Below are 23,330 nucleotides of genomic sequence, written 5' to 3'. Positions count from 1 at the left end.
GCAGTGCTCAATTGCTCTTATACAGCCAAATGCTCAATTTGTGATATTGGGCGCAATAATGCAGAATTATCATTTATCAATCAAACGATAAAATTCAATAGATTAATTGATAATGACGAATAATATATCAATTCGACATCTACGCGCATTTGTTGAAATCGTCGCCTGCGGTAGCTTTACCCGTGCAGCAGATAACTTGCATCTGACTCAATCAACTCTCACAGCGACAATAAAGCAGCTTGAAGATCAAGCCGGTTTAAAACTCCTAGACCGCACTACCCGCCGCGTCTTACTAACCGGTGAAGGCGAAAGCTTTCTTCCCGTAGCAGAAAAATTGATCTCAGATTTTGATACTGCCTTTAATGATCTAAAAGCCACCGCGACACAACAACAAGGCCAAGTAGGTGTAGCTGCGTCTCCATCAATGATTGGTCGTGTACTGCCTTCGATAATCAAAACCTATCACCAGCAATATGAAAAGATAGGCATCTACCTTCGAGATGACAACGCAGGTGGCATAGAACAACGAGTGCTCGACAATGAAGTGGACTTCGGCATTGGTGGTAACCACTCCAGACAATCTGAACTTAAATACCAACCGGTGCTAAGTGACCACTACGGTGTGGTTTTACCGCTCGACCATCCTCTTGCAACATTTAAAGAATTGGATTGGAGCCAAGTCAGCGAGCTAGATCAAGTTCACTTAACGGAAGATACCGGTACACGGACACAACTTTTAAAACTACAAAAAGAGAATAACCTAGATCTAAAACTACAAGGTGCCTTGATTGAAGTATCAACCCCAGCAGGCCTAGCAGAGATGGTTAAAGCTGACATTGGGATATCTCTTCTACCTGCCCTTGCAGCGAGTACCAGTGCCTTTGATCAACTAACCTTTGTTCCGCTGGCGAACCCAACGCTAAAACGCGAGATTTGCATTATCACAAGAAAAGGCCGAGCTTTAAATCCTGCAGCTGAAAGCCTGCTTAAGCTGATCACCAGCCAATTTGAAACTGCGAGCTTACCAAAATTTGTTGATATTATTTAAGAGGCTAAGGGAGTGCGGAGCGACTCACGCATCAACATAATTAGAGAGTTCGATAAGATTACCGTCAGGATCACGTAAATAAACCGAGATAATGTTACCTACCGCACCCGTCCGTCTGACTGGCCCTTCGATCATTCTCACATTGTGATCTAGCAGATGCTGAATCACCTCATCGATCGGCTGCTCAACGATAAAACATAGATCCGCACTCCCAGACTGAACTTGATCAGCTTTGGGCTCAAATTCATTGCCGAGTTCGTGCAAATTAATTTTTTGATTACCAAAAGCAAGCGCTACACGATCTCCCTTAAAGACAACCTTCTCCATACCCAACACCGCAGTATAAAACTCTACGGTGATATCTATGTCTTTTACGGTTAGGACTAGGTGATCAAGTCGCTCGATCTTCATAACACTGACTTCTTTATGCCTTATTAATCTTCATCTTGCATAGCGAATGAGAAGATCCCTGCTTCCAGCCCAGCCAAACGAGCAACAATACATGACTCCTCTTCATCTGTTAGAACCAATGAATCCTCATTGGGCGTGAAGAAATACTTATCCTTAAAAACATCAAACTGAATCTTACCGAGGATACGACCACTCTGACTAATACAATCCAGCTCTTGTTCAATTGGAAAGAACAAAACCATCAAACACTACCTTCCTTACAACTTCTTTGCGCGGATGATAAGCCTTGATAAAGCTATACTCAATGCTGTCATGTTCTGTTGTCTCAAATCGCTCCAACCTTGTTCAAACCATAAACAGTAAAGATAAACGCTATAGTCACATAAGCGTTATAAAGGCACCTTTGCTTATAATTTGCAGAAATATATTGAAACAGAACCCACTCAATGAATAGAATTGCTGCCTTATAATTCACTCATGTTTAATAAATACAAAGTATTTCCTTGTTAAACATAGAGTTAGCTCAACTTAGTAGATTAAGACCGTATGAATTCTTGTTTCTGACACACCGTTTATTGACCCCGGTCAATCGGTTTGTAAGAAATAGCATCTATATTGGCCTTCGGCTAAATTGAACAATAATAATAAATAAATGCGTGGTTACCGGTGAAGAAGTCCGCTACATCTATTCGTAGTTTCCTACTCCAAAGAACATTTATCTTTTCTGTTCTTGGATTTCTAGTTCTTGTTTCTGTTACTCATTATGCGTTCACTAAGAGTATTGAAAAAAATGCCAGCGTCATGGCCGAGCGTATTGCAAAACAGACATTTAATTCTATGTATCTGGTCATGAGTCAGGGTTGGAATAGACACCAACTAGAGCAATTCATGAAACAGATGGAGAAAGACAATAAAGACAGCGATCTAAGCGTCTCTATCTTCCGTGGCGAACTTGTAACAGAAAGGTTTGGTGAGATGGAGTCACCGGCTTTATCCGATACTCACCGGCAAGTACTATCTTCTGGTCAATCACAACTCGTCACCTCTGACGATAGTATAAGCTACTACTATGCACTGAATGCTAAAGAGGTTTGTACTCATTGCCATACCAATGTAAACGATGGCGATACATTAGGTATGATTGAAGTAACACAAGAGCTGGATAAGTCTCTACTTCATGCCAATCGTGAACTGATCTTAACCCTTATTCTTGTTTCCCCATTGCCGCTTTTACTCGCATTTTTAGCCACGCGACAAATCACATCTCGAATAGATAATTCCATAGAACAACTTGCCGATAGTATCGATAGCATTGAGTCAATTTCAGATCTATCTCGACTGGAAGAAGGTCGTGACAGGTTAGCATTCCGTGAGTTACAAGATATATTCTCCCAAGTAAAAAATCTGTCCTCAAAACTAAACGATATAGCGGTCGACAAAGAACTACTCGAGTTTGAAATTAGACTACTGGAAAAATTTGTTATCACTTCCGAAGTTGTTCGAGACTGGCGTGAATACGTAAACTTCCTCATTGTCGATATCAATAAGGTAATGAACGTCTACACCATGTTCTCTATCTTTAAGGTCGATAATGAAGTTTTCGATTTGGAAGTCTTCTGGCTACAACCGCCAAGTGATCGCACTCGCCAGTCGATGGAACAGGCAATAATGAAGCGCCTTGCTCAAGATGGCTCGCCATTCGAACTGAGCGACATCAATATTCGCCACAATATGGTGAATGAGCATGCAGAGCCAATGGATCTAGATGATGACGCCATTGAACTCCAGTGCAAATCGTTACTGGTAGAGACACCTAAGATTGGCGGTATTGTCGGTATCGGGGTACATTCCGATACCATACAAGACACAACTAAGTTACTTGTTCTCGAGAGTATTCTTTCTACCCTACTTAACGTAGTGGGCTCAGTTAGAGCGATCTACAAATACACCAAAGATCTAGAATACTATGCAACACGAGACCCGCTAACGAACCTCTATAATCAACGAATGTTCTGGGAGCTGTTGGATTATGAACTAGATCGCGCAGATCGCCACGACTATAAAGTCGCCCTGCTTTTATTAGATCTAGACAACTTTAAGAGCATTAACGATGGTTACGGCCATAGTTGGGGTGACAAGTTATTAGCTGATTTCTCCGAAGCACTACAAAATGCTTTAGGCAAAGATGCCATCATTGCTCGCTATGGTGGTGACGAATTTGTAATCGTCTTACCAGAAAGCGATGTAGCACACGCGGCCCAAGTTGCAGAAACGGTCCTGCTTACCAGTCGTAATCACGCATTATATTACGACTCAAACACCTTCTTAAAACTCACAGGCTCTTTGGGTATGGGGATTTACCCAGACCACGCTAAAAACAAAAAAGACCTGTTTATGTTTGTAGATAACCTGATGTACCGCGCGAAGAACTCCGGTAAAGATCAGATTGCCCTACCTAACGAAAATGAGCTGGTTGATATATTTAAAGAGATGTCCGATAAGACAGTACTGGTAACGCAAGCGATCGAGCGCAAAGAGCTGATCCCTGCATTCCAGCCTATCGTCTGCTCTAAGACTGGCAATATACATGCAGTAGAAGTACTCAGCCGAATCAAGCTATCTGGTGATAGGCTGATGAGTGCGAGTGAATTTATCGAAATTGCAGAATCGATTGGCAAGGTCCACCAGCTGGACTACATCGTCATGGATAAGGCTTTTGAGCAAGTTCAAGCAACAGGTTACGAAGGTAAGATCTTCATCAACCTATCTCCTCGCTCAATCATTATTAGTGACTTTATACCGACCATTAAGCAACTAGCAGAAAGTCACGCTATTAACCCAGAGAGCGTTGTTTTCGAAATTACCGAACGAGATACTGTCAAAAACATCTCAGTGCTAGAGAGCTTTGTAATGAGCCTGAAGGATAAAGGGTTTAAGCTGGCGATTGATGATTTTGGCTCAGGTTTCTCATCCTTCCACTATCTGAAACATCTGCCAATCGATTATGTAAAAATCGAAGGCGAATTTATCGCCAATATGGCGAATGATGCCCGCGATATGGCCTTCGTGAATAGCATCTCCCACCTATCTCAAGAACTCAATGTCGAGACTGTTGCAGAGTTTGTTGAGAGTGAAGAAGTATTGGAATTGGTTGAGAAAGCCGGCATTACCTATGCGCAAGGATATCATTTAGGCAAACCAAGCCCTGACCTTGCAGGCATATTAAAAACGACTGAAGTTTTCGTACGCTAAAAACTCAAACAGCCTGCCAAAAGCTTTTGGTAGGCTGAATACTTTGTAAAATTCCAGGTTTTCGTTAACTAAAAGTCTTGATATACAGCGCTTCAACTTTATCTCTTGCCCATTGAGTACGACGCAAGAATTTGAGAGAAGACTTTATTGAAGGATTATTGTAGAAACAGTTGAGTTTAATCTTTGCATCTAAACCTTCCCAACCATAATGATCCACCAAACGAGTCAGTATTTTCTCTAACGTCAGACCATGCAGAGGGTTATTGGGTTGCTCTTGGCTCACTGCTAATTCCTAGTACATGAAAATATACAGTTATCTTATCAGAATAACCCCAGAGCATGATGATTATTAAAAAGAAAAGGATCCTTAGATTATCGCCCTATCTATTGATGTGGGGCAAGAAGCATCGGTTATAGAACAAAGAAGAAAGCTTGATCAACAAACCCAACCAACTTATGGTTGAGAATCATGTTCTAATATCTCAAATTGATAATAAAAACATCAAAATACTGACCCTAAGAATAAGTATTAATAGACCAAGCGGTAATGCCTATATATTAGCGCTTCCTCTATTCTGTATTGAATAAATAGAATTACAGTGCACTCAACGCCACAAACACAAATTCAATACCTACAAGGCTACATTGAAGTCATTCGATAGCAGTACGGAGTTTACGTTTGATTAGCAAAAAGATCCGCCAAGTTTTTTCTGATTTATCCCACTCCCCACTTGCGCAAAAAACTTTGCTACAGATGAGCATTCGACTCTCTGTTGTCATCACCCTCGCCGCTATAATTAGTTACGCGCATATTTTCGGCATTTTGCATGATCAAGTTGAAGACAGTCTCCGTGTTTACATTACCGAGCGAGGTGAAAAAGAAAGTCAAATTTTCCTCAATGCTCAGTTCAACCACCGATTATTTGAAGAACAATTTTTAAAGCAATGGCCGGAGCGCTCTAAACAAGCCGAGCCCCAAGATTTTGATCTTTTATTTGAAAAACGTTCTGATCAAACCCGAAGACTAAGCAAAGAAGCTTTTACCGGCATTCACCGCCCTGATGGCACCATTAGCCAGCATATCAGCGCATTTATAGGTACCAATGCGCCGAATACCAACGAGTTCGCCAATAAACTGCAGTTAAGTTACCAATTAATCGATCGCTACGCCGATGCCTTTACACAGCACTATGCCAATCTTTATGTCTCGATGCCGGAAAACGTTAATATCGTATACTGGCCAAATATTCCTTGGGGTGAACAAGCAGAATCGAACCTAGATGTAACCATTGAAGAATGGGTATATATATCGACCCCAGAGAATAACCCTCAACGAGGCCATGCCTGGACAGGATTGTATTTCGATCCTACCGCCAATGAATGGATGGTATCCCTAGTTACGCCTGTCGATTATAACCAGCAACACCTGATCAATATCGGCCACGATATTTTACTAAATGATCTGTTCGACAGTGTATTCAATGACAAACTGCCAGGTACTCACAACTTTGTTGTCAGACAAGATGGCCGCATCATCGCCCACCCCGATTTAACTGATGAGCTAAATCGTACTAAGGGTATTCTGCATGCTGAAGACAGCAACAATTACACGATTGCCAATCATGTAAACGAAGTACTCTCTTACGCAGAAACTCATAACGAGTCGACATTCATACTAGAACCTGATTCGGCCAATGCCCTGCTCGCCATCACCAAAATAGATGGGCCAGATTGGTATTTTGTAACCGTTTACCCTAAGTCACTACTTTCATCTACAGCATTGCAAACCGCCTACATTGTTTCGGTAGTGGGCATCCTATCTTTGATAGTTGAACTGGTAATTTTGTTCTTCATCCTAAAAGGCCAAGTAATCTATCCTCTAGGCGTTTTTAGACGCTTCTCAAATGCTATGGGCGACAATGATTTTGAAGCCATCAAGGACGTTAAGCGCAGCTCTATCGCAGAGCGTAAAGATGAAATGGGTGAACTGGCCACCACCATGATTACAATGGCCGAGCATATAGAACAACACCAAATACTGCTCACAGACGAAGTAAATACGAAGACTCGAGAGCTCAGCCAAGCGCATGAAGTACTCAAATCTGAGGCGCGCTCTAGAGAAGAGATCACCCGTTTACTGCAAACCATCGCCAAAGATGTTTCAGGCCTTCAAGGATTAACCTATTTTGAAACTCTAGGTGAATTCCTCTCAAATACACTCGATGCAGATATGGTTATCATTTCTAAGCTTTCTGAAGATAAAGAAAACATCGATGCCCTTGCTGCATATATCGACAAGCAAAAAGTTGAAAACCTTAGCTACCCTCTAGCAGGCACCCCCTGTGAAACAGTAATTGAAGAAGGGTCGATGGTATTTAATGGTAATGTTCAAGAACTATACCCAGACGATGAAGACCTATTTAAGCTCGATCTCAAATCCTATATCGGCACCCCAATGTACGATGGTAAGGGTCAGGTAATTGGCCACCTAGCGGTCTTAAAACGAAATGTATTTGAACAAACAGGTAAGACGCAGCTAATAATCGACTCGGTTACCTCTCGCGCAGCAAGTGAACTTATTCGTAACGTACACGAACAGATCATCCATCATCAAGCTCGAACTGACGCCCTTACAGGTTTATATAACCGTGCCATGTTTATGGATCTGATGTCTCAAGCGATCCACTCTGCAGCCCGCCATGAACGTAAACTAGCGGTTATCTTTATCGACTTTGACAATTTCAAACTCGTCAATGACCAGCTCGGGCACAGTGAAGGCGATAAATTACTCATAGAAGCAACAAGAAGGCTTAAAAGCACACTGCGCAGTGAAGATATTCTTGCACGCTTTGGCGGCGATGAATTTATTGTCCTACTCCCACAAATCGATGATAGCCAGTCAGTCGAAGCCGTAACTCGCCACATGCAGAAGCTACTGGCAAAAGACGTTCAGCTCGATACCACCGCACTAACCATATCCTGCAGTATGGGTGTTGCCATCTACCCTGAAGACGGCTCAACAACTGATACCCTTATCAATCACGCTGATACCGCCATGTATCGGGCGAAAGACTTGGGGCGAAACAACGTTCAGTTCTTTACCGAAGATATGAACGTTCGAATGGAGTTACAGCGTGAACTAGAACACGACCTGCGCCAAGCGATCAGCAAACAAGAATTTGAGCTTTACTATCAGCCAATCATCAACATCCAAACTGGAGAAGTAGCTAAAGTTGAAGCATTGATACGATGGCAACATCCTCAGCACGGCCTAGTATCACCTGATCAATTCATACCCTTTGCCGAACAAAGCGGTCAAATTGTCTCGATTAGCGAATTCGTATTTAATCAAGCCTGCATTGATCTACCTAAGCTCAAAGAGCATTTCAAATCTCTTAAAAGTGTTTCTATCAACTGTTCAGCCCGTTTATTTCAAAACAACACCTGGGTTCAGGATATTAGAGATACGATAAATGAATTTGCGGTTAGCAGTGACGAAATAGAGTTTGAAATTACCGAAAGCCTGTTCATGGACAGCCATGATCAATCTGTTATGCAAACGCTGACAGAAATTCACGATCTCGGCATCAGCATTTCACTTGATGACTTCGGAACAGGGTACTCTTCCCTTTCCTACCTAAAACGAATGCCCGTTGATTGCCTCAAAATAGACAAAAGCTTTATTAAAGATGTACTCACGCAACCTGAAGAAAAACGACTGGTTGCAGGGATTATTGATCTAGCCAAAAACTTTAACCTAGAGGTCGTCACTGAAGGTGTAGAAACACGCGAACAATACCAGCTTTTAACGGAGATGGGCTGTGACCTTGTACAAGGCTATTACTTCTTTAAACCTGCCCCTTTAGACAAGTTGCTCACTAAAGATGTAGAACTGAATCTGAAGTGAGTTTGTTGGCGATTTACGGTGAGATATATAACGCTTTTGTAATGGGCTGCATTGCTGCGAAGCAGCGCAGTTTGCGGTCCAGCCCGAAGGGCGATTATTAACAAACTTGTTATACATACTAGTTTTCACTTCCCCGCAAGTAATGCAGTGCATGAAGTCCTAGTGCAAGAAATACTATTCCCGCAAGGGAATATCCTATATTCCCCATAACTGCACACTCTTCAATACATTGAAAATTATATTTATGAATAGAAAACTCAATACTGCCGGTAGTGAAGTAATCAAACCAAACAGGCACTTGAACATAGAATGTAAGCAGCCCTATTAAGCATCCGAAAAAGGCACATAAGTAATAATAAAGGCGTGACTGCTTCAATTTTTCCATTACGTATAACGCTTTTGTAATGGGCCGCATTGCTGCGAAGCAGCGCAGTTTGCGGTCCAGCCCAAAGGCGATTATTAACAAACTTGTTATAACGCTGCACTTTCTAGCAACGCCCAGATGAATATAAACACACCAATTAGTGAACTAACCCACATGCCTTTACTCATAGGCTTTGAGTAAGCAAATAACTTAGGGGCGTCCCAGGCTATTTTATCTAGGTGTACTTTTTCATCTTCCAGTAACTTTTTATATTCGCTTTGATGCCGCCTAGTTTTTCTCGCTTGGTAAATACCAAAAGCACCAATGCTCAGAAAGATAAATACAGCAATGCCACTCTCAACTAATTCCATATTGCGTTATAACGCTTTGCACACGGGCCGGAAAAGCGTAGCTTTTGCAGGTCCGAGCTGCGTAGCAGCTGAAGTGCTGCAACTTGTTATGCCTCGCCCTTGAGCTGTCTTATTTCATTTACAGCATGTGCCTGAATCTGTTCTCTACGCATGCCTTTACTAACCGAGTATTCAACCACCAGCTCACCAATGTGCTTGTGCAGAGCTACAGCTTCATCCACGAACCATTCAAGTCTCGTAAAGAATTTGTTTCTGCCCGCGTCCGTGTACAAATGGTCCCCAGATTCGAAGACAGAGTTGTGAACAACCCACTTCCGTTCATTATTAAACTCTCTCAGCCTTTGTATTAGCTCTGCCTCAACAAGATCAAGTTCTGTTAGCTTTCCAATAAGCTGACCCAGCGTCAGCTTATTGAGCTTGGCTTCATGCTTTAAAGCAGAAGATTCGCTAAGGGAGTTAAGTTCTACCGCGATTCCCTTAATGATAATTAGAGGAACCAACGAGTTTTCAACATTTTGCAGGTGCCAAATCGCAGTGCCAATCCTATGAAATAAGTAATCCAATTCTTCTGGACTAATCTGACGCCTCATAATCTCGCTCCTTGAAGCATAACGCCCAACATAAAGGGCCGCAGCTCAGTTGCGGTCCAAGCCCGAAGGGCAACTTTTGATGTTTTTGTTATGTGTTGTTGAGTTCATTAATACGCTTTTCTATTGATTCTGTAGACACATGTGGTGCTAAAGCCTTTGCTTGAGGGCCTACTTGGCTTAACCAAAAACCAAGACAGCTAAATACTCCAGCTGCAAAAGCGAAAAATACTAAATGAATATACGGCTCGTAGTTCTGTAGATAACCGGTAACACAGGCAAAAATGCTTATCCATGCCATCGCAAAAGACAGTGTCGCAAATCGGTGGTATTTACGCGCAGCTATCTCGGGATCATCAAAAATACATTTATAGGCCGAAATAACTTTTCTTTCGTGTTTAAGTTTCATAGTTTCTACACATAACGCTTGTGGCACAGGCGACCGCGCAGCGGTTGTCCTAGCCAGCTTTGCTGGCGGATGTGCCCACCCTTGTTAGGTGTTTCTGTTTGCTCGATATTCAAGATACGCCTCTTTGATAACCTGATACCGATTAAGATCATTACCTTTTAATGGTGCTTTAGATAGCTTACGTAATAGGTCTTTATACATATATCCAGACCTAAAAAAATACGGACGAACTTCAATAAAACAAAGTGCAGCCTCAATAGCAGCAGTGTCCCCACTCAAAATCCGCTCATAGGCACCATCAAAGCCTCCGGGAAATGCTAGATGGTTATAGCTAGAATGGAACTCCTTGCACGCAGCTTCCCATTCCCGAAACTTATGCTTGCTTTCATCCCGACTTTTGAAAGTTTCATGAATTTTAGAATGCAGAAAATTGATTTTTCTTTCGCTTTCTCTAATTTCAGTATCGTAGTGACCCATTAGAGACACCTAACGCCGCCATAAGCGGCTAAACAATAATTGGCTAAAATAGCGAGGAACGAGCACAGCCAACTGTTGTGTGTCCGTTTCTTAATGGCCTTGTTAGTTTGCTTTACCTAAACACCTTCCTAGATAACACTACTACAAAAGAAGACAATGTTATTGCACCTAACCAAGCTTCAATTGTACTAAGCAACCTCAAGTAAGGGTGCGATGGGTCATAAGAAATGTCCCCATACCCAAGCGTGGCAAAAGTCGTGAAAGAGAAATATAAAGACTCCAAAACAGCTTCAGCACTTAAACCATCGTGATTTGGTGTTCCAAATAATAAATACAATGCGGCAAAAAATAAGGTCAAAGCAAAAGCTACTAATATTACTCGTGAAGGCTTAGTAGAATAACCAGAAAAAACACCACTTATTAGACTGAAAAGCCATTCTAATAAATTATTTTTTGACTTGTTTTTCTTAAACCTTGGCCAGAGAATGCTTTGGCGCTGGATTAACTTTTCTTTAAATAGGAAAGAATCCATATTTACCCAAAGCTCAGCGTTCTCATAAGACTGTCGGATCGACCTTAAAATATCAGGTTTTTGATCTTCAGGCATATTCCGTTTGCCATCTTTATCGCGGAGGTTAACATCAAATTTAGTCAAATAATTTACTTTGTTGTTATTGAGTTGCGCATTTTCAAAGTACACTCGTTCAAAGTTGGAACCACTGAAGTCACATTCCCCAAAATAGCTTTGAAATAAATTAGCATTTGTTAAATCAGAATTGACAAGCCGAACATTAAAACCTCCGGACATTGCTAAACAAGCTGAATTTAAGTTGCATTTATCGATTCGAGCATACGACAAATCAGACATCTCTAGATTTGAGTTACTTAAATTACAGTTAAAGAATGAGCAATACGATAAAGATTTCTTTTCTAAACAAGGTGAGGAAGATAAATCTTCATTGTAAATGTGGATGCCCCTTAGATCATCCTGTGTTAAAACCCAAAAAGCACCTTCCGTCATTTCGCTTTTAGGGTAAATAGGATGTCCATAGGGTTCGATGTTCTCTGGATGTTCTAGTACATAATCATCAAGTATCGCACGTAGCTCAACGGAATCTTTTATGCCTTCGATGATTTCCTGTCTTACTTTTTGGCCTACAGGTGTATTCCAACGCTCTTTTATAAATCGTTGAGTCACTAAATCAAATTTGAAACCTTCTTTGTCCATAATGGGAGTGCTGATCCTTGATGCAAACTAACGCTGCCATAAAAGGCGGAGCGCATGCGACGTCCAGCCCGTAGGGTGATTTTTGATGGCCTTGTTAAATGAAATTGAAGTTGAATTAGTTTCGGTCAATTAATTGAACTCCATTATCGTTCCAATCCATGTACTTACCATTCAACTCATGAGCTAATTCTGGCTGAGTTATAAGTAATTCCATGCCATCAACCATTAAAGAAGTATCAGGCCTTGCTCGTATTTCTGCAGCTTCATCTGGTGTAAACAATCCCATGGACCAAACAATAGGTCCCACACCATTAAGCTGATCTTTGAATAACACTACACCAAGCTGAGCATTAGGATCGATTTTCAAAACATCTTGAAAATGCTCTTTGAGCTTAGGGTCTATTTTGAGGTCTATGTCGCGCATATCATTTAACGCTCAGCTAAGTGGCGCGCAAAGCGCGTCATTACTTGAGCGACTTGTTATGTGTGTTTGTCATCGGGTAAGTTAATGAAAATTCTTGAGCTACTTTCAGTTAACCTAACACCACTAACTACTTGCCATTTACCTTCAAAGCCCAGTGGATACATTTCAATATCACCAGCTCCATATATTGACTCGTGTAGTAAACTTAAGGCAAAGTCACGCATAGCTTCACGGCTAGAGAATTCTAAGTAAATATCACCGTTGTCTTTATCGACACTGGCACCTAATTTATGCGACTCATCATTCAATACCTCATCTGAAGGTATATCACTTGCATCTCTATCTATCGTAATGGTTGTCTTCATAACTTAATGGGACACATAACGCCTCAATAAATGGCGCGCAGAGCGCGTCAAAGCGAAGCAATTTAATTGATTTGTTATGTGTGTAAACCTACTGAATGGTAAATACCAGCACCAACAGCGGTTAACCCTAAAATAAACCACGATATAAAACCCAACATCGCGAACCACTCAAAGCCAATAGACCAATATGTTGCTAATTTTTCCAAAGACGAAGCTGATTGCTGAGGCTTTGGCTCAATCTCTACATAGAACGCGCCAAAATACAGCAAACCAAAACACAACCATAAAACGGAAAAAGGAAGCAGAATTGCATCGATATTAGGTACATGATCTATACCGAACATCATGAATGGAGCAATCAACATTAGCGTACACGAAGCACAAAGTACTTTTAAAGCTAACTGGTATTTCCGTATTGTTGTTGCTGCTTTTTGCAGCTTAAACCTTATATCCATGGCATCAGCTTATTGACACATAACGCTTTTGTAATGGGCCGCATTGCTGCGAAGCAGCGCAGTTTGCGGTCCAGCCCGAAGGGCGATTATTAACAAACTTGTTATATTTCATTGCCCTTTTGGACCCAAAACAGAAAACCCATATTCATGCCCCTTAGTGTTTTCTGTAGGTCTTAACTCTACCGAGTTGTCGATTGCAAAGTTCCATTTAAACCGCTGCATGTAAGCGCACTTTCTCAGAGGAATGACAGTGCCCTTTGGGAAGATAACACCATTATCTGATACGAAATCTTCCTCAAGTACGTGTGGAGATACAGGACCCGGACATAGGAAGTCTGTGATCTGGTAGCCATTGCCAACAACCATCCCTGATACAAAAACTATCAAGGAAACTGAGATAGCAGCTAAGGTTTTAAGGACTGGTTTCATATCTTCCCTGAAATATAACGCCTAAAGCTACCGCGCAGCATGCGTCGGATGCCTTTTCTTGTTATGTGTTTAAAGTGAGCCGCGTTCATTTACGTCCCACCATGTTACTTTGCCGCCATCTATTACTGAGAAGTAAATTTCATTCATTTTATTTTGATAAATAAACGAGACTTTACACTGTGATGACCGTTTAGAATCAAACTTTAGAAACTCTGTAGGTAATCCCTCTCTTTCAAGGTGCTCAATTACCTGTACCTTTGCAAAACTTCGATCTTTAACACAAACGCCTGATAGGTATGAATATGCTATTAGCCCGATAACTACAGGTACTGATATTAGTGCTCCGAGCAATAATTTTTTCACCGCAATTTACCTAGACACATAACGCTCAGCTAAGTGGCGCGCAACGCGCGTCATTACTTAAGCGCCTTGTTATGAGTTTTAACTGATAGGAAACCTTCCTCATTAACGACAGGTATTGATTGGCCTCCAACCTTAATGTGCAAATTGGGTCCTTTTCCTTCCAACTTGTACCAAGTACCTAAGTAAGCTAATTCGTACGAAGAATTTCCATTTCTGCCCTCTGGATAGATGGTTCTTAAATCCATTTCCCCATCCATACCATAATCTTCATACTCAATTCTTTGATTACGTTCTTCATCAATAGTGGAATATATAAGCAGATCAACAACACCATCTCCATTTGAATCACTTAACTGAGCCACGAGCTTCGACTGACTTGAGAAAAAGGCAAACCCAGGCTTGTCTTTGTGAGCTACTAACCAATAATTCTCTTGATCAAATTGACGATAATCACCGATTCCTGAGAACACAAAGCCCTCCTTGTACCACTGAAGAGAAAGAACTGCGGAAAGAGTAACCATAAGCAGAGCAATAATTACATTTTTGACCATCGTTGGTTACCTGAACTCATAACGCCTAAAGCTACCGCGCAGCATGCGTCGGATGCCTTTGATTGTTATATTTCATTGTCTTCTGCTGGCTTAGAGCTAACTAATACCAACCTAACATTGCCAATTTTTTTGCCAACTAATGTATCTAGCGCGATAAAGATGAAGAACGCAGCCAAAACCAAGTTAAATCCGCCTTCAATATATTTAGCGACTAAAATTGTCAGAACTTGTTGAGCTACTAAAACTTGCAAAGAATGATGAAGCAATGCTCCCAAAAAGCTTCCGATGATTCCCATTAAAAGCACATAGCGCCAAGTAAAAGCCCACCAAACATATAGCAACCTTTCTGTGGTAGCTTCAACTTCTGTAGATGGTGGCTTAGACTGCCCATCGTGCCATTCTTTAGCTTTTGCTTCTTTTGCAGCTGTTATCTGAACGATGTGATCACGGTGCTCTTCACACACAACTGCGGAGTCGTTACCCCAGTTAATAGTGATTGAACGTCCACAAACTTCACATTTCATTTACTGCACCAAATTGAATGAGATATAACGCTTGTGGCACGGGCAGACGCGTAGCGGCTGTCCTAGCCAGCTTTGCTGGCGGATGTGCCCACCCTTGTTATGTTTTTTCGTTAATTACATTTAAAAACTTCTCAGCGTCTTCTTTCCATAACGGCTCTTCTTCTGAAAGTTTTTGAAACAATTCCTTAGCTTCATCTAAGCTGTTTAGTTTGAAAAGGATGTTTGCTTTCATCCATAAGAAATAAGAATCCTTCGGCCTTTTTTTAAGTACCCGATTACATTTCTTAAGCGCAAAATCATATTCACCCTTGTCTATTAATACATTGAGGACTTCACGTTGTGAATTACCAGAAACTCTTCTGTAGAAAGCAGTGATTAAAGTTTTAATGACGACGATTAGAATAAGTGTAACTAGCAAATAAATGATCGTATCTAGTTTGTCCGCAGTACTCATTGGCATTCCCTTTTTGAAACATAACGCCTAAAGCTGCCGCGCAGAATGCGTCGGATGCCTTTGTTTGTTAAATGTTTTATTCCATATAATTGCTACCAAGAACGGCGCAACTATCATGCTCACCATAGTTATGACATTCTGAGCATTGCCAAATACACTTAAGAAATTAGCTTGAATGCCCCCTTCAGAACGAATAGCTGCATCAAATATATAAAACTTGAAAAAGATAAGCGATGAGCAACATAAAGCCGAAATGTAGATATAGCGTTTATTGATTGTAAATAATGGCACTAACAGCAGGCTTGCTACGAACAATGTACATAAAAAATTTATACTTCCACGTAACAGTTCATAGATTGCGTTATTGTAATTGTTATTGATTATCCAAAGAGTTACTTCGGCAACTATTTGCCCCCACACAAATGGGTATGCTACAGCTACCAGTAGAATTAGAACTGTTCTGGTAAATCCGTTCATAAACTTTCGCTCATTTGACATTTAACGCCTGCCGCAGCCGCGGACAAAATGGGCGCTTGTTTTGCGGCTTTTTGCAAAACAAGTGACCGTTTTGGCAGTCGGTTGCCGGCACTTGTTAAATGCATTGCACTCTCCTCGAATCACTGTAACCTAATAAGCTCTTCGTTTTGTCAATTATCCTTGATACTTGGCTGAGCGCTCACTTTTGAGGCGGCCAAATGACAGACCTACGCGTATGCTACCAAACTATTGAGTTTGGAAATATAGATATTCACCTTTGCACGTTACGTAACAAGCAAGAGTTTCACGACCCTGATGGGGTTGCCGAAAAACTGGGTATTTGTTCTGCTGCATGGCCTATTTTTGGAATTATTTGGCCATCAAGTTTAGTACTCGCGCACCACATGAGTAATTATGATATTGGCACCAAACGAGTTCTTGAAATTGGGTGCGGAACCGCTCTGAGTAGTCTATTGCTCAATAAAAAGAATATCGATATCACAGCAACTGATTATCATCCTGAAACAAATAACTTTTTAAACAGAAACACAAAGCTTAATGGGGACAACGCAATACCTTTTGAAAGAACTGGCTGGGCAGATAACGATGATACTTTAGGACGCTTTGACTTAATAATAGGCAGCGATCTGTTGTATGAAGATGTACACGTCGAATTACTCACAGGGTTCATTCAGGAGCACTCAAACCCACGGTGCGAGGTCATAATCGTAGATCCAGGTCGGGGTAGAAAAAACAAATTGGCAAAAAAACTACTTGATCTTGGTTATGTATCAACGTTTTCTAAGCCAGAACATACCGATTATTTAGATAACGATTTTAAAGGCGATATTCTAACTTTTTTGCGCCCAGAATAGGCATTTAACGCCTAAAGCAGCCGCGCAGTTTGCGTCGGATGCCTTTGATTGTTAGAGGGCCGGTAATACATAGCTGAATGACTTAGTATTAATAGTGAATTTCACCCTCCTACTTTCAGGTAAATACTCAACCACTTCAGATATCGACTTACCTTTAAAGAAATCCCCTACTTCATTTTCTTGCAGAACACGACTAAATATAACCCCTTGGCTTGGGCGGTTTTCGCTTAGCATTGGCACTTCAACATTAATACGATAATAACTTTTGTGTCTAAGCTCTTTTGCTACGTAAACCCTACTAGTAATAGTTGCAAGTAAGCACGTGTCACCTAAGTAATGCTGCTTTGACATACCTGTGATCTCAGCTTCCTCGAGAGAAAACGGTTCAACATCCGCATATCGATAATATTTACTTGAGTAGAACTTTTGAGAGCACTGCTTTTTCTTCTCAAAATGATCTCTTTCAGTGATTGGTAAATATCCCCACTCTCTAGCGATACTAAAAGAGTCATCACCAGAGCTGCATGCAGCCAATGCTAGTGAAACAAGAACAACGGCAAATACTTTCATCGCGCCTCTCTAACGCCGCCATAAAGGGCGGAGCGCATGCGACGTCCAGCCCTTAGGGCGATTTTTGATGGCCTTGTTAAAATTCAACATTAGAATGGCATACCCTCATTAATCGAATAACCTTTTGGTATGATCTGCTTCCCAACGAGATCCGGAATCCACTGCGCATTTAGATATTTAACGGGATCAGCAATAATGTCTGTCCAAACTGCGCCAGGAAAAACAGTTAAAGACCAATGATCACAATCCCAAGCTCCATAAAGTTTTTCTTTAGGAAGCCAAAGTAACAGAAACTCTGGATCATAAGCTTCACAGGTACTAGAAAGACTTACTGCTGGAACTTCGTAGTACCCTTCATTGGCTTCAGGACAAACCCAAACCACGCCTTCGCTTAGTTCTTCAAGAGAATGTAAACCGATAAAACCTGCTTCGGCTTTGGTGTGGTCATACTCGAGTTGTAGACCTTGACGGAGAAAATCCTTTAAATCTTTTTCGATTTCCATTCGATTTCCATTTTGAGTTTTAACGCCCAACATAAAGGGCCGCAGCGCAGCGGCGGTCCAAGCCCGAAGGGCGACTTTTGATGTTCTTGTTATGTGTTTTCAAGAGATAATTTACTCACGAATGCCTCGAGCTCTAACGGGAAAGTATTTTTCAAGTTCCCGAAATACAAACTCAACTCATTGTTTCCTTGTATATGACACGCATATGACTTTTCCATGGGAAGAACCCCTGCCTCATCTAAACCTTCAAACACTATAGTGTGCTCGTTTGTACCGTTAGGCCTTATAACAACCCAATATCCAGAGATGTCATAATCATTCCCTTGTAATTCCTCATCAATGATCCACTTAGACTCGGCCAAGTTTCTCTTCAATACATCGAGATGCTCAATGCTCATAAGGACACATAACGCTTTTGTAATGGGCCGCATTGCTGCGAAGCAGCGCAGTTTGCGGTCCAGCCCGCAGGGCGATTATTAACAAACTTGTTATGTGGCATGACGAAAACTCCTAACCCTTTCCTTTACGCAGAATTACAAAAACAGACATCAATATTGGAGGTAAGACTAAATACATTACAAATAGAACGTCATGCCACCACTCATGATTAGGATCGCAGTTATCGACTGCACACTGGCCTTCAAAACCAAATATTATAAACGAAGCTACAACAGCGATGATTGGCCAACAGAGCCAAATAGATATGATGATTGCAACTTTCCCTGTATTCATAATTCCTAGATTATTTTTGACACATAACGCTTGTGGCACGGGCAACCGCGCAGCGGTTGTCCTAGCCAGCTTTGCTGGCGAATGTGCCCACCCTTGTTATGCGGTTTTATAAACACTGAAATTTCTCCGAGAGGCATGCAAATATTGTCTCTATGGCTGTTTCAGAGGTTATAAGTTGACCTCCATGTTTATTATTTAAACAATTGAGAATTAACTTTGAATCGAAGATTTTAGGCGCATTGCAGAACAGACCGTTAGCACCTTTCAGCGTTGATAATTCTTCGTGTTTTGACATTGCATATGAAGTGCCAGACACCCAAATCAGAGTTTCTTTGTAAGTGCCGCCCTCAAGGTTGAACTCCACTTTAGGAGACCACGCCTCGGCGTTTGCATTGGTAGCAACAAAGCTCAAAATTAAAAGAATAAGTTTCCGGTTCATCCATGATCTCATTTGCGCATAACGCTTGTGGCACGGGCAGACGCGCAGCGGCTGTCCTAGCCAGCTTTGCTGGCGGATGTGCCCACCCTTGTTAAGAGTTTCGGTACTTCCAGAAAACATAAGTACCCCCTGAAAATAAAACCATTAATATTCCTGCCAAAGGCCAATATGCCATCCATTGAATAGGCAACCCTGATGGGTCTGGTGGTAATAGCCAAAATGCAGCGATTAGAAATAATGCTAATACGGAACCAATATAGCCTGCATGTACTACTGAGATATGAGGATGAAGCAATAAATGGAATATTGAAAACATTGCAAATGGAGCCAAATAGAACAGAACTCCATAGAAGTATTGGACCCAGTTTTCCTCGATGCTGAAGCCTCTAACGAGGCTTGAATAAATAGCGACGCAAAAGCCAAATAAAACTGGTATTGCTAAATATCCAAATGCGATCTTCATTCCTTGATGACTCTTAACGCCTCAATAAATGGCGCGCAAAGCGCGTCCAAGCGAAGCGATTTGATTGATTTGTTAGATTACGGCTACTCATAAACCTCAAAACGAACTTCTGGTGGATCAAATGGTATTAATTCCCCATTGGCTGCTCTTTTGAAGAATTTGATCTGCGTGCTAGACATGTTGATACAGTATTTAGGATTAAACTGTAATCTGGCAGCAAATTCGAATTTAGGTGTTGCAGTGGTAGGCGTACCATTCCACTCCACATTGAAACCATGTTGAGACATCCAAAACTTTGCAGCCTGAACAGAGGTTTCTAGGAAGTCGCTTTCGCCTCGCGAATTATGAGTCAAGCTCGCGATATTGCGTATAAACCTAAATGTACCGTTATCTGCGTATTCGAACGCAGCTGCCACCGTTATAGGGCAATTGCGCTCTTCTTTCCTTAAGCTTCCATGCTTCCAGTAATCTCCGGCATCACAAATTATTCTATGAGCTTCAGAGAGTGTGTTTGCCTGATTGTCGTTTAACTCTACAAAATCTACTTGGTGGCGAATTGATACAGCGATACTTCCAGCCAATCTAGTTATATCAGACAGATCAGGTTGAAACGCATACTGTTGAGAAAGCAAAGAATTAAGCTCATCCCAAGGTTTAATTATGTCATTTATAAATCGGCGTTGATTCATTCGATTAATCTAACGCCGCCATAAAGGGCGGAGCGCAAGCGACGTCCAGCCCGAAGGGCGAATTTTGATGGCCTTGTTATAGGGCCGCAATACGGCACTACTTAATTCCATTTTTCTTATCCTTGCAGTATTGCTTCAGTGCACATGTACCGATGAAAACACTGTACAAGAAAGCTATAGCTAGAACTGATGTAGTGACCTTAAAAAATAACTGAATCCCTGTATTTGGGCAGCCCCACATACACGAAGATACTAACGCAGCAAACGAAAGAGACATTAAAAGTAATAAGAGAAAAACAATTACTATTATCTTCATCTTCTGGCCTTATAACGCCTAAAGCAGCCGCGCAGTATGCGTCGGATGGCTTTGATTGTTAACTGTATTTCTGTACCAAATTGCCGTGATACCTATAACTACGAAGCAACCTAACGCAATTTTGATACTAACTAAAATTATTGGCGCTACTCCCAATGAAATTGCACCAAACGAAACCAACGGTAGCTCCCCTCTTTTAATTGAAAAGAACCCGATTCCAACCGAAACCAACCCTAACGAAATACCGATACCACCAATAATATAAATGGCCGCTGTTTCACTAAGTTCAAAGAAACTACTAGGTCTATATGAAGGTTCTGATTGCGTACTATCACTAATGATGCCCAGTAACTCTGCAATAGGGGGAGCCAGCTTAAGGTTAATGCCGTCATCAGACATATGAGCATTAAGGCATAGCAGGATCAATGCGATTCCGCATGATGAGAGAATAATTGCGATTGTCCCTAATCTCGTACTCATAGTTTCCTAGACAGTTAACGCCGCAATAAAGGGCGGCCAATACGTAGACTGCTTTGTGTTAGTTTGGAGCGCAGCGACAACACAAAGCAACCGGAGTGTTGGGCGTCCAGCCGGCGTGTTTATGCCGGCGATCTTTAATTGCCTTGTTAGTTGCTACTACTTATACCAAATATTTGGTCGAGTAGCTCTTCACCCAGATCGGTTGGTGCTAACTCATAGCTCTTTTTCCCATCTCGGGATGTAGATACAGACCAATTATATGGATCATTAAGGAAGCTAGAAAGCTCTGACAAGGGAATGCTATTAGCAGTATTGGCTGAATATGGCTTAGTCGACGAGCAATCTAGCTCACAAAGCAAGACCAAATCTTTTGAGACTAAGGAAGTTACTGTGTTTATTGCAAGCGTATACTTCTCAACCAGACTTAATGCGGGTGAGTCGGAGTGAATCTCTGATATAAGCTCAGGCAGTGACTTTCCAAAGTCAGTCAACTCAACCAGTAGCGACTTTTCATCTTTAGATAGGTTGATGCTCAAATCTTCCATTTGCAACTAACGCCTAAAGCTACCGCGCAGAATGCGTCGGATGCCTTTGATTGTTAGGTTTATATTATTGCTAAGGCCACATAGAACAACACAATGTCTAGAGCTAGACCTATCCATCTTATGAATGTATTACCTTTGACAGCTGTAGCTATATAACTTTCTAAATATGTGGTTTTACCTAAACAAAACCTCTTAACTTCTAAAGCAGCAAAAATACCAATAAATGCTGATACCAAAGAATTTCCATCGAGGCTTCCTAGTTGATAAGTTCGAATGGCTATTGCAACGATTGCCACATGAATTACAACGTAAAAGAAAATAGTACCCAGCATTCGAGCTTCTGGGTTTTCCCCCATGGAAATATCAGTTGCCAAAGCAAGTGCTTTACCTTGTTTAGTTCTGGGTGCTAATACTTCATCTGACTGATCATCAAATGCCACCCCTTCTCGAACAGCTCTTTTCCGTTCAGCGATTTCAATTGAATTAAGCTCTGCTGAAGATGAACATTTAGAACAAAAATTATATTCACCAATATTCACAGTATCGCAAACTGCACACTTCCAATTGTAATCTGCACTCATGCTAAACCTAACGCTTGTGGCACGGGCAACCGCGCAGCGGTTGTCCTAGCCAGCTTTGCTGGCGTATGTGCCCACCCTTGTTACATTTACCCAATGCCTAAGCTCGATATGACAGCTGCAATGAGTAAAACCACTAATAATGCCATTGCATACATTGCTATAAATTGGAAAGCTATGGCACTAACACCTAAAGCGGCGGCTCCTCCGGCAACACGAGTTGGTTCTTTTTGAACTAGTGATAAAACTGCAAATATCACAGCAAGCCCACCGAATAGGGCTGTTACAACATCAGCAATTTTATCTGCGTCCCAATGTGCTGTTGCGCTCTCACTAGCAGGCTCTTTACCCGCTAATGCATCAAGAGCAGCCGACCTAATAGATGCAGCCTTTTGGGCAACAACAGTTTCAAGGGTGGGTTGTGCTGAAAAAGGACCAGCCCAAAAGTGCACTAACGCAAGCAGTAGAGCGAACGCCCCAACTACGATACCGAACATTCCATATTTTGAATTCTTCATCTTACTTTCCTAGTAGATGTAACGCTTAAAGCAGCCGCACAGTATGCGTCGGATGCCTTTTCTTGTTATGCGCTAAAAGGAAAATACTATTCACCTTCTAACGCATCGTTGATTAATTTAACTATTTTTTTAAAGACGGCTTCTTCTTTTGGAGGGAAAAACATATAAACATTGATATCTCGATTTCTGAAAAAGCTAACACACAAATGCGTCTTATCCCTGCCCTTATAATTCTCGTAGCAACTTGATACATAAGCTTTATCTGTTTCGATATACAACTGTGCCCCTACTTCTCGTTTTAGATCTTCGAGGGTATCTGAATATTGCTCATCTGTTGATGAAATTCCCCCCAACGGTAACTCAGATTTATCCCAAATAGTGAGATGCTGTGTCCCAAATTCAGAGACAACATAACCCAGTGAATTGAACTCTTTTTTTAGCAGTATAAACTCCTGTTCTGTCACAGGGGATTTACTTGCATTTGTAAGCGAGCTTATCAGGCAAAACACTATAAAGATCAATCTGG

The 23,330-nt window shown here is 41.4% G+C and carries 32 protein-coding genes; 4 read left to right on the top strand and 28 right to left on the bottom strand.

Going from position 1 to position 23,330, the window contains the following annotated elements; all coding sequences use genetic code 11:
• Positions 1-112: 112 nt before the first annotated feature.
• Positions 113-1,048 (top strand): LysR family transcriptional regulator, encoded by a 936-nt coding sequence (locus ACMXYT_RS07740; protein WP_415912152.1) that lies wholly within the window; start codon positions 113-115, stop codon positions 1,046-1,048.
• 24 nt (positions 1,049-1,072) lie between these two features.
• Here ACMXYT_RS07740 and ACMXYT_RS07735 read toward each other — a convergent pair whose 3' ends face one another.
• Positions 1,073-1,459, bottom strand: coding sequence for a VOC family protein (locus tag ACMXYT_RS07735; protein WP_415912151.1), 387 nt, complete (start codon positions 1,457-1,459; stop codon positions 1,073-1,075).
• A gap of 23 nt (positions 1,460-1,482) precedes the next feature.
• On the bottom strand, positions 1,483-1,701 hold the full coding sequence (locus tag ACMXYT_RS07730) for a hypothetical protein (protein ID WP_415912150.1): 219 nt from the start codon (positions 1,699-1,701) through the stop codon (positions 1,483-1,485).
• A gap of 424 nt (positions 1,702-2,125) precedes the next feature.
• Here ACMXYT_RS07730 and ACMXYT_RS07725 point away from each other — a divergent pair, with 424 nt between their 5' ends.
• Positions 2,126-4,711: a putative bifunctional diguanylate cyclase/phosphodiesterase gene (locus ACMXYT_RS07725; RefSeq protein ID WP_415912149.1), complete on the top strand. Its 2,586-nt coding sequence runs from the start codon at positions 2,126-2,128 to the stop codon at positions 4,709-4,711.
• Between the two features lie 64 nt (positions 4,712-4,775).
• Here the strand turns inward: ACMXYT_RS07725 and ACMXYT_RS07720 are convergent, their stop codons facing one another.
• The gene (locus tag ACMXYT_RS07720; protein ID WP_415884575.1) at positions 4,776-4,994 is read right to left on the bottom strand and encodes a VF530 family DNA-binding protein; all 219 of its coding nucleotides are present in this window, start codon (positions 4,992-4,994) and stop codon (positions 4,776-4,778) included.
• A gap of 396 nt (positions 4,995-5,390) precedes the next feature.
• Here ACMXYT_RS07720 and ACMXYT_RS07715 point away from each other — a divergent pair, with 396 nt between their 5' ends.
• Positions 5,391-8,618, top strand: coding sequence for an EAL domain-containing protein (locus ACMXYT_RS07715; protein WP_415912148.1), 3,228 nt, complete (start codon positions 5,391-5,393; stop codon positions 8,616-8,618).
• 471 nt (positions 8,619-9,089) lie between these two features.
• On the opposite strand, the gene ACMXYT_RS07710 is transcribed toward ACMXYT_RS07715, so the two are convergent.
• The 13 genes from ACMXYT_RS07710 to ACMXYT_RS07650 form a co-directional block, all read right to left on the bottom strand.
• Positions 9,090-9,353 (bottom strand): hypothetical protein, encoded by a 264-nt coding sequence (locus ACMXYT_RS07710; protein ID WP_415912147.1) that lies wholly within the window; start codon positions 9,351-9,353, stop codon positions 9,090-9,092.
• Positions 9,354-9,439: 86 nt separating this feature from the next.
• Complete coding sequence (locus ACMXYT_RS07705; protein WP_415912146.1) at positions 9,440-9,943, bottom strand: hypothetical protein; 504 nt, start codon at positions 9,941-9,943, stop codon at positions 9,440-9,442.
• 88 nt (positions 9,944-10,031) lie between these two features.
• Complete coding sequence (locus tag ACMXYT_RS07700; RefSeq protein ID WP_415912145.1) at positions 10,032-10,349, bottom strand: hypothetical protein; 318 nt, start codon at positions 10,347-10,349, stop codon at positions 10,032-10,034.
• 84 nt (positions 10,350-10,433) lie between these two features.
• Positions 10,434-10,826, bottom strand: a complete 393-nt coding sequence (locus ACMXYT_RS07695; RefSeq protein ID WP_415912144.1) for a hypothetical protein — start codon at positions 10,824-10,826, stop codon at positions 10,434-10,436.
• Positions 10,827-10,938: 112 nt separating this feature from the next.
• Positions 10,939-12,054, bottom strand: coding sequence for a pentapeptide repeat-containing protein (locus ACMXYT_RS07690; RefSeq protein WP_415912143.1), 1,116 nt, complete (start codon positions 12,052-12,054; stop codon positions 10,939-10,941).
• Between the two features lie 115 nt (positions 12,055-12,169).
• Positions 12,170-12,478 (bottom strand): hypothetical protein, encoded by a 309-nt coding sequence (locus tag ACMXYT_RS07685; RefSeq protein ID WP_415912142.1) that lies wholly within the window; start codon positions 12,476-12,478, stop codon positions 12,170-12,172.
• Positions 12,479-12,534: 56 nt separating this feature from the next.
• Positions 12,535-12,843: a hypothetical protein gene (locus ACMXYT_RS07680; protein WP_415912141.1), complete on the bottom strand. Its 309-nt coding sequence runs from the start codon at positions 12,841-12,843 to the stop codon at positions 12,535-12,537.
• 74 nt (positions 12,844-12,917) lie between these two features.
• Positions 12,918-13,298 carry a hypothetical protein gene (locus ACMXYT_RS07675; protein WP_415912140.1) on the bottom strand — a complete coding sequence of 127 codons (381 nt, stop codon included), beginning with the start codon at positions 13,296-13,298 and terminating at the stop codon, positions 12,918-12,920.
• Between the two features lie 108 nt (positions 13,299-13,406).
• Entirely contained in the window at positions 13,407-13,727 is a 321-nt protein-coding gene (locus ACMXYT_RS07670; protein WP_415912139.1) for a hypothetical protein, read from the bottom strand.
• Between the two features lie 416 nt (positions 13,728-14,143).
• Positions 14,144-14,641: a hypothetical protein gene (locus ACMXYT_RS07665; protein WP_415912138.1), complete on the bottom strand. Its 498-nt coding sequence runs from the start codon at positions 14,639-14,641 to the stop codon at positions 14,144-14,146.
• A 65-nt stretch (positions 14,642-14,706) separates the two neighbouring features.
• Positions 14,707-15,165, bottom strand: coding sequence for a hypothetical protein (locus ACMXYT_RS07660; RefSeq protein WP_415912137.1), 459 nt, complete (start codon positions 15,163-15,165; stop codon positions 14,707-14,709).
• Between the two features lie 97 nt (positions 15,166-15,262).
• Positions 15,263-15,619: a tetratricopeptide repeat protein gene (locus tag ACMXYT_RS07655; RefSeq protein WP_415912136.1), complete on the bottom strand. Its 357-nt coding sequence runs from the start codon at positions 15,617-15,619 to the stop codon at positions 15,263-15,265.
• 27 nt (positions 15,620-15,646) lie between these two features.
• Positions 15,647-16,117, bottom strand: coding sequence for a hypothetical protein (locus ACMXYT_RS07650; protein WP_415912135.1), 471 nt, complete (start codon positions 16,115-16,117; stop codon positions 15,647-15,649).
• A 197-nt stretch (positions 16,118-16,314) separates the two neighbouring features.
• Between ACMXYT_RS07650 and ACMXYT_RS07645 the strand changes: the two genes are divergently transcribed.
• Entirely contained in the window at positions 16,315-16,971 is a 657-nt protein-coding gene (locus ACMXYT_RS07645) for a class I SAM-dependent methyltransferase (protein ID WP_415901030.1), read from the top strand.
• A gap of 51 nt (positions 16,972-17,022) precedes the next feature.
• On the opposite strand, the gene ACMXYT_RS07640 is transcribed toward ACMXYT_RS07645, so the two are convergent.
• The 12 genes from ACMXYT_RS07640 to ACMXYT_RS07585 form a co-directional block, all read right to left on the bottom strand.
• Entirely contained in the window at positions 17,023-17,541 is a 519-nt protein-coding gene (locus ACMXYT_RS07640) for a hypothetical protein (RefSeq protein ID WP_415901029.1), read from the bottom strand.
• An 89-nt stretch (positions 17,542-17,630) separates the two neighbouring features.
• On the bottom strand, positions 17,631-18,044 hold the full coding sequence (locus ACMXYT_RS07635; RefSeq protein WP_415901028.1) for a hypothetical protein: 414 nt from the start codon (positions 18,042-18,044) through the stop codon (positions 17,631-17,633).
• 89 nt (positions 18,045-18,133) lie between these two features.
• On the bottom strand, positions 18,134-18,442 hold the full coding sequence (locus ACMXYT_RS07630; protein ID WP_415912134.1) for a hypothetical protein: 309 nt from the start codon (positions 18,440-18,442) through the stop codon (positions 18,134-18,136).
• A gap of 112 nt (positions 18,443-18,554) precedes the next feature.
• Complete coding sequence (locus tag ACMXYT_RS07625; protein ID WP_415912133.1) at positions 18,555-18,776, bottom strand: hypothetical protein; 222 nt, start codon at positions 18,774-18,776, stop codon at positions 18,555-18,557.
• 106 nt (positions 18,777-18,882) lie between these two features.
• Positions 18,883-19,335 (bottom strand): hypothetical protein, encoded by a 453-nt coding sequence (locus ACMXYT_RS07620; protein WP_415912132.1) that lies wholly within the window; start codon positions 19,333-19,335, stop codon positions 18,883-18,885.
• On the bottom strand, positions 19,307-19,678 hold the full coding sequence (locus ACMXYT_RS07615; protein WP_415912131.1) for a hypothetical protein: 372 nt from the start codon (positions 19,676-19,678) through the stop codon (positions 19,307-19,309). The genes ACMXYT_RS07620 and ACMXYT_RS07615 overlap by 29 nt, the downstream gene beginning before the upstream one ends.
• Positions 19,679-19,761: 83 nt before the next feature.
• Positions 19,762-20,367 carry a hypothetical protein gene (locus ACMXYT_RS07610; protein ID WP_415911300.1) on the bottom strand — a complete coding sequence of 202 codons (606 nt, stop codon included), beginning with the start codon at positions 20,365-20,367 and terminating at the stop codon, positions 19,762-19,764.
• Positions 20,368-20,701: 334 nt separating this feature from the next.
• Positions 20,702-21,163: a hypothetical protein gene (locus tag ACMXYT_RS07605; RefSeq protein WP_415912130.1), complete on the bottom strand. Its 462-nt coding sequence runs from the start codon at positions 21,161-21,163 to the stop codon at positions 20,702-20,704.
• A gap of 146 nt (positions 21,164-21,309) precedes the next feature.
• Positions 21,310-21,708, bottom strand: a complete 399-nt coding sequence (locus tag ACMXYT_RS07600) for a hypothetical protein (RefSeq protein WP_415912129.1) — start codon at positions 21,706-21,708, stop codon at positions 21,310-21,312.
• A 59-nt stretch (positions 21,709-21,767) separates the two neighbouring features.
• On the bottom strand, positions 21,768-22,289 hold the full coding sequence (locus ACMXYT_RS07595) for a hypothetical protein (RefSeq protein WP_415888039.1): 522 nt from the start codon (positions 22,287-22,289) through the stop codon (positions 21,768-21,770).
• Between the two features lie 86 nt (positions 22,290-22,375).
• The gene (locus ACMXYT_RS07590) at positions 22,376-22,804 is read right to left on the bottom strand and encodes a hypothetical protein (RefSeq protein ID WP_415898300.1); all 429 of its coding nucleotides are present in this window, start codon (positions 22,802-22,804) and stop codon (positions 22,376-22,378) included.
• Between the two features lie 86 nt (positions 22,805-22,890).
• Entirely contained in the window at positions 22,891-23,268 is a 378-nt protein-coding gene (locus tag ACMXYT_RS07585) for a hypothetical protein (protein ID WP_415912128.1), read from the bottom strand.
• Between the last annotated feature and the right edge of the window lie 62 nt (positions 23,269-23,330).

It is taken from the genome of Neptuniibacter sp. QD37_11 (genome assembly GCF_047778105.1).
Taxonomy (GTDB): domain Bacteria; phylum Pseudomonadota; class Gammaproteobacteria; order Pseudomonadales; family Balneatricaceae; genus Neptuniibacter.
The sequence above is the reverse complement of the archived record's forward strand: the minus strand, read 5'-3'. Positions and strand labels throughout refer to the sequence as shown.

What these genes read in the sequence shown, in the direction of transcription:
- ACMXYT_RS07740 (WP_415912152.1), top strand. Translation starts at nt 113, where the DNA reads ATGACGAATAATATATCAATTCGACATCTACGCGCATTTGTTGAAATC.
- ACMXYT_RS07735 (WP_415912151.1), bottom strand. Translation starts at nt 1,459, where the DNA reads ATGAAGATCGAGCGACTTGATCACCTAGTCCTAACCGTAAAAGACATA.
- ACMXYT_RS07730 (WP_415912150.1), bottom strand. Translation starts at nt 1,701, where the DNA reads ATGGTTTTGTTCTTTCCAATTGAACAAGAGCTGGATTGTATTAGTCAG.
- ACMXYT_RS07710 (WP_415912147.1), bottom strand. Translation starts at nt 9,353, where the DNA reads ATGGAATTAGTTGAGAGTGGCATTGCTGTATTTATCTTTCTGAGCATT.
- ACMXYT_RS07705 (WP_415912146.1), bottom strand. Translation starts at nt 9,943, where the DNA reads ATGAGGCGTCAGATTAGTCCAGAAGAATTGGATTACTTATTTCATAGG.
- ACMXYT_RS07700 (WP_415912145.1), bottom strand. Translation starts at nt 10,349, where the DNA reads ATGAAACTTAAACACGAAAGAAAAGTTATTTCGGCCTATAAATGTATT.
- ACMXYT_RS07695 (WP_415912144.1), bottom strand. Translation starts at nt 10,826, where the DNA reads ATGGGTCACTACGATACTGAAATTAGAGAAAGCGAAAGAAAAATCAAT.
- ACMXYT_RS07690 (WP_415912143.1), bottom strand. Translation starts at nt 12,054, where the DNA reads ATGGACAAAGAAGGTTTCAAATTTGATTTAGTGACTCAACGATTTATA.
- ACMXYT_RS07685 (WP_415912142.1), bottom strand. Translation starts at nt 12,478, where the DNA reads ATGCGCGACATAGACCTCAAAATAGACCCTAAGCTCAAAGAGCATTTT.
- ACMXYT_RS07680 (WP_415912141.1), bottom strand. Translation starts at nt 12,843, where the DNA reads ATGAAGACAACCATTACGATAGATAGAGATGCAAGTGATATACCTTCA.
- ACMXYT_RS07675 (WP_415912140.1), bottom strand. Translation starts at nt 13,298, where the DNA reads ATGGATATAAGGTTTAAGCTGCAAAAAGCAGCAACAACAATACGGAAA.
- ACMXYT_RS07670 (WP_415912139.1), bottom strand. Translation starts at nt 13,727, where the DNA reads ATGAAACCAGTCCTTAAAACCTTAGCTGCTATCTCAGTTTCCTTGATA.
- ACMXYT_RS07665 (WP_415912138.1), bottom strand. Translation starts at nt 14,641, where the DNA reads ATGGTCAAAAATGTAATTATTGCTCTGCTTATGGTTACTCTTTCCGCA.
- ACMXYT_RS07660 (WP_415912137.1), bottom strand. Translation starts at nt 15,165, where the DNA reads ATGAAATGTGAAGTTTGTGGACGTTCAATCACTATTAACTGGGGTAAC.
- ACMXYT_RS07655 (WP_415912136.1), bottom strand. Translation starts at nt 15,619, where the DNA reads ATGAGTACTGCGGACAAACTAGATACGATCATTTATTTGCTAGTTACA.
- ACMXYT_RS07650 (WP_415912135.1), bottom strand. Translation starts at nt 16,117, where the DNA reads ATGTCAAATGAGCGAAAGTTTATGAACGGATTTACCAGAACAGTTCTA.
- ACMXYT_RS07645 (WP_415901030.1), top strand. Translation starts at nt 16,315, where the DNA reads ATGACAGACCTACGCGTATGCTACCAAACTATTGAGTTTGGAAATATA.
- ACMXYT_RS07640 (WP_415901029.1), bottom strand. Translation starts at nt 17,541, where the DNA reads ATGAAAGTATTTGCCGTTGTTCTTGTTTCACTAGCATTGGCTGCATGC.
- ACMXYT_RS07635 (WP_415901028.1), bottom strand. Translation starts at nt 18,044, where the DNA reads ATGGAAATCGAAAAAGATTTAAAGGATTTTCTCCGTCAAGGTCTACAA.
- ACMXYT_RS07630 (WP_415912134.1), bottom strand. Translation starts at nt 18,442, where the DNA reads ATGAGCATTGAGCATCTCGATGTATTGAAGAGAAACTTGGCCGAGTCT.
- ACMXYT_RS07625 (WP_415912133.1), bottom strand. Translation starts at nt 18,776, where the DNA reads ATGAATACAGGGAAAGTTGCAATCATCATATCTATTTGGCTCTGTTGG.
- ACMXYT_RS07620 (WP_415912132.1), bottom strand. Translation starts at nt 19,335, where the DNA reads ATGTTTTCTGGAAGTACCGAAACTCTTAACAAGGGTGGGCACATCCGC.
- ACMXYT_RS07615 (WP_415912131.1), bottom strand. Translation starts at nt 19,678, where the DNA reads ATGAAGATCGCATTTGGATATTTAGCAATACCAGTTTTATTTGGCTTT.
- ACMXYT_RS07610 (WP_415911300.1), bottom strand. Translation starts at nt 20,367, where the DNA reads ATGAATCAACGCCGATTTATAAATGACATAATTAAACCTTGGGATGAG.
- ACMXYT_RS07605 (WP_415912130.1), bottom strand. Translation starts at nt 21,163, where the DNA reads ATGAGTACGAGATTAGGGACAATCGCAATTATTCTCTCATCATGCGGA.
- ACMXYT_RS07600 (WP_415912129.1), bottom strand. Translation starts at nt 21,708, where the DNA reads ATGGAAGATTTGAGCATCAACCTATCTAAAGATGAAAAGTCGCTACTG.
- ACMXYT_RS07595 (WP_415888039.1), bottom strand. Translation starts at nt 22,289, where the DNA reads ATGAGTGCAGATTACAATTGGAAGTGTGCAGTTTGCGATACTGTGAAT.
- ACMXYT_RS07590 (WP_415898300.1), bottom strand. Translation starts at nt 22,804, where the DNA reads ATGAAGAATTCAAAATATGGAATGTTCGGTATCGTAGTTGGGGCGTTC.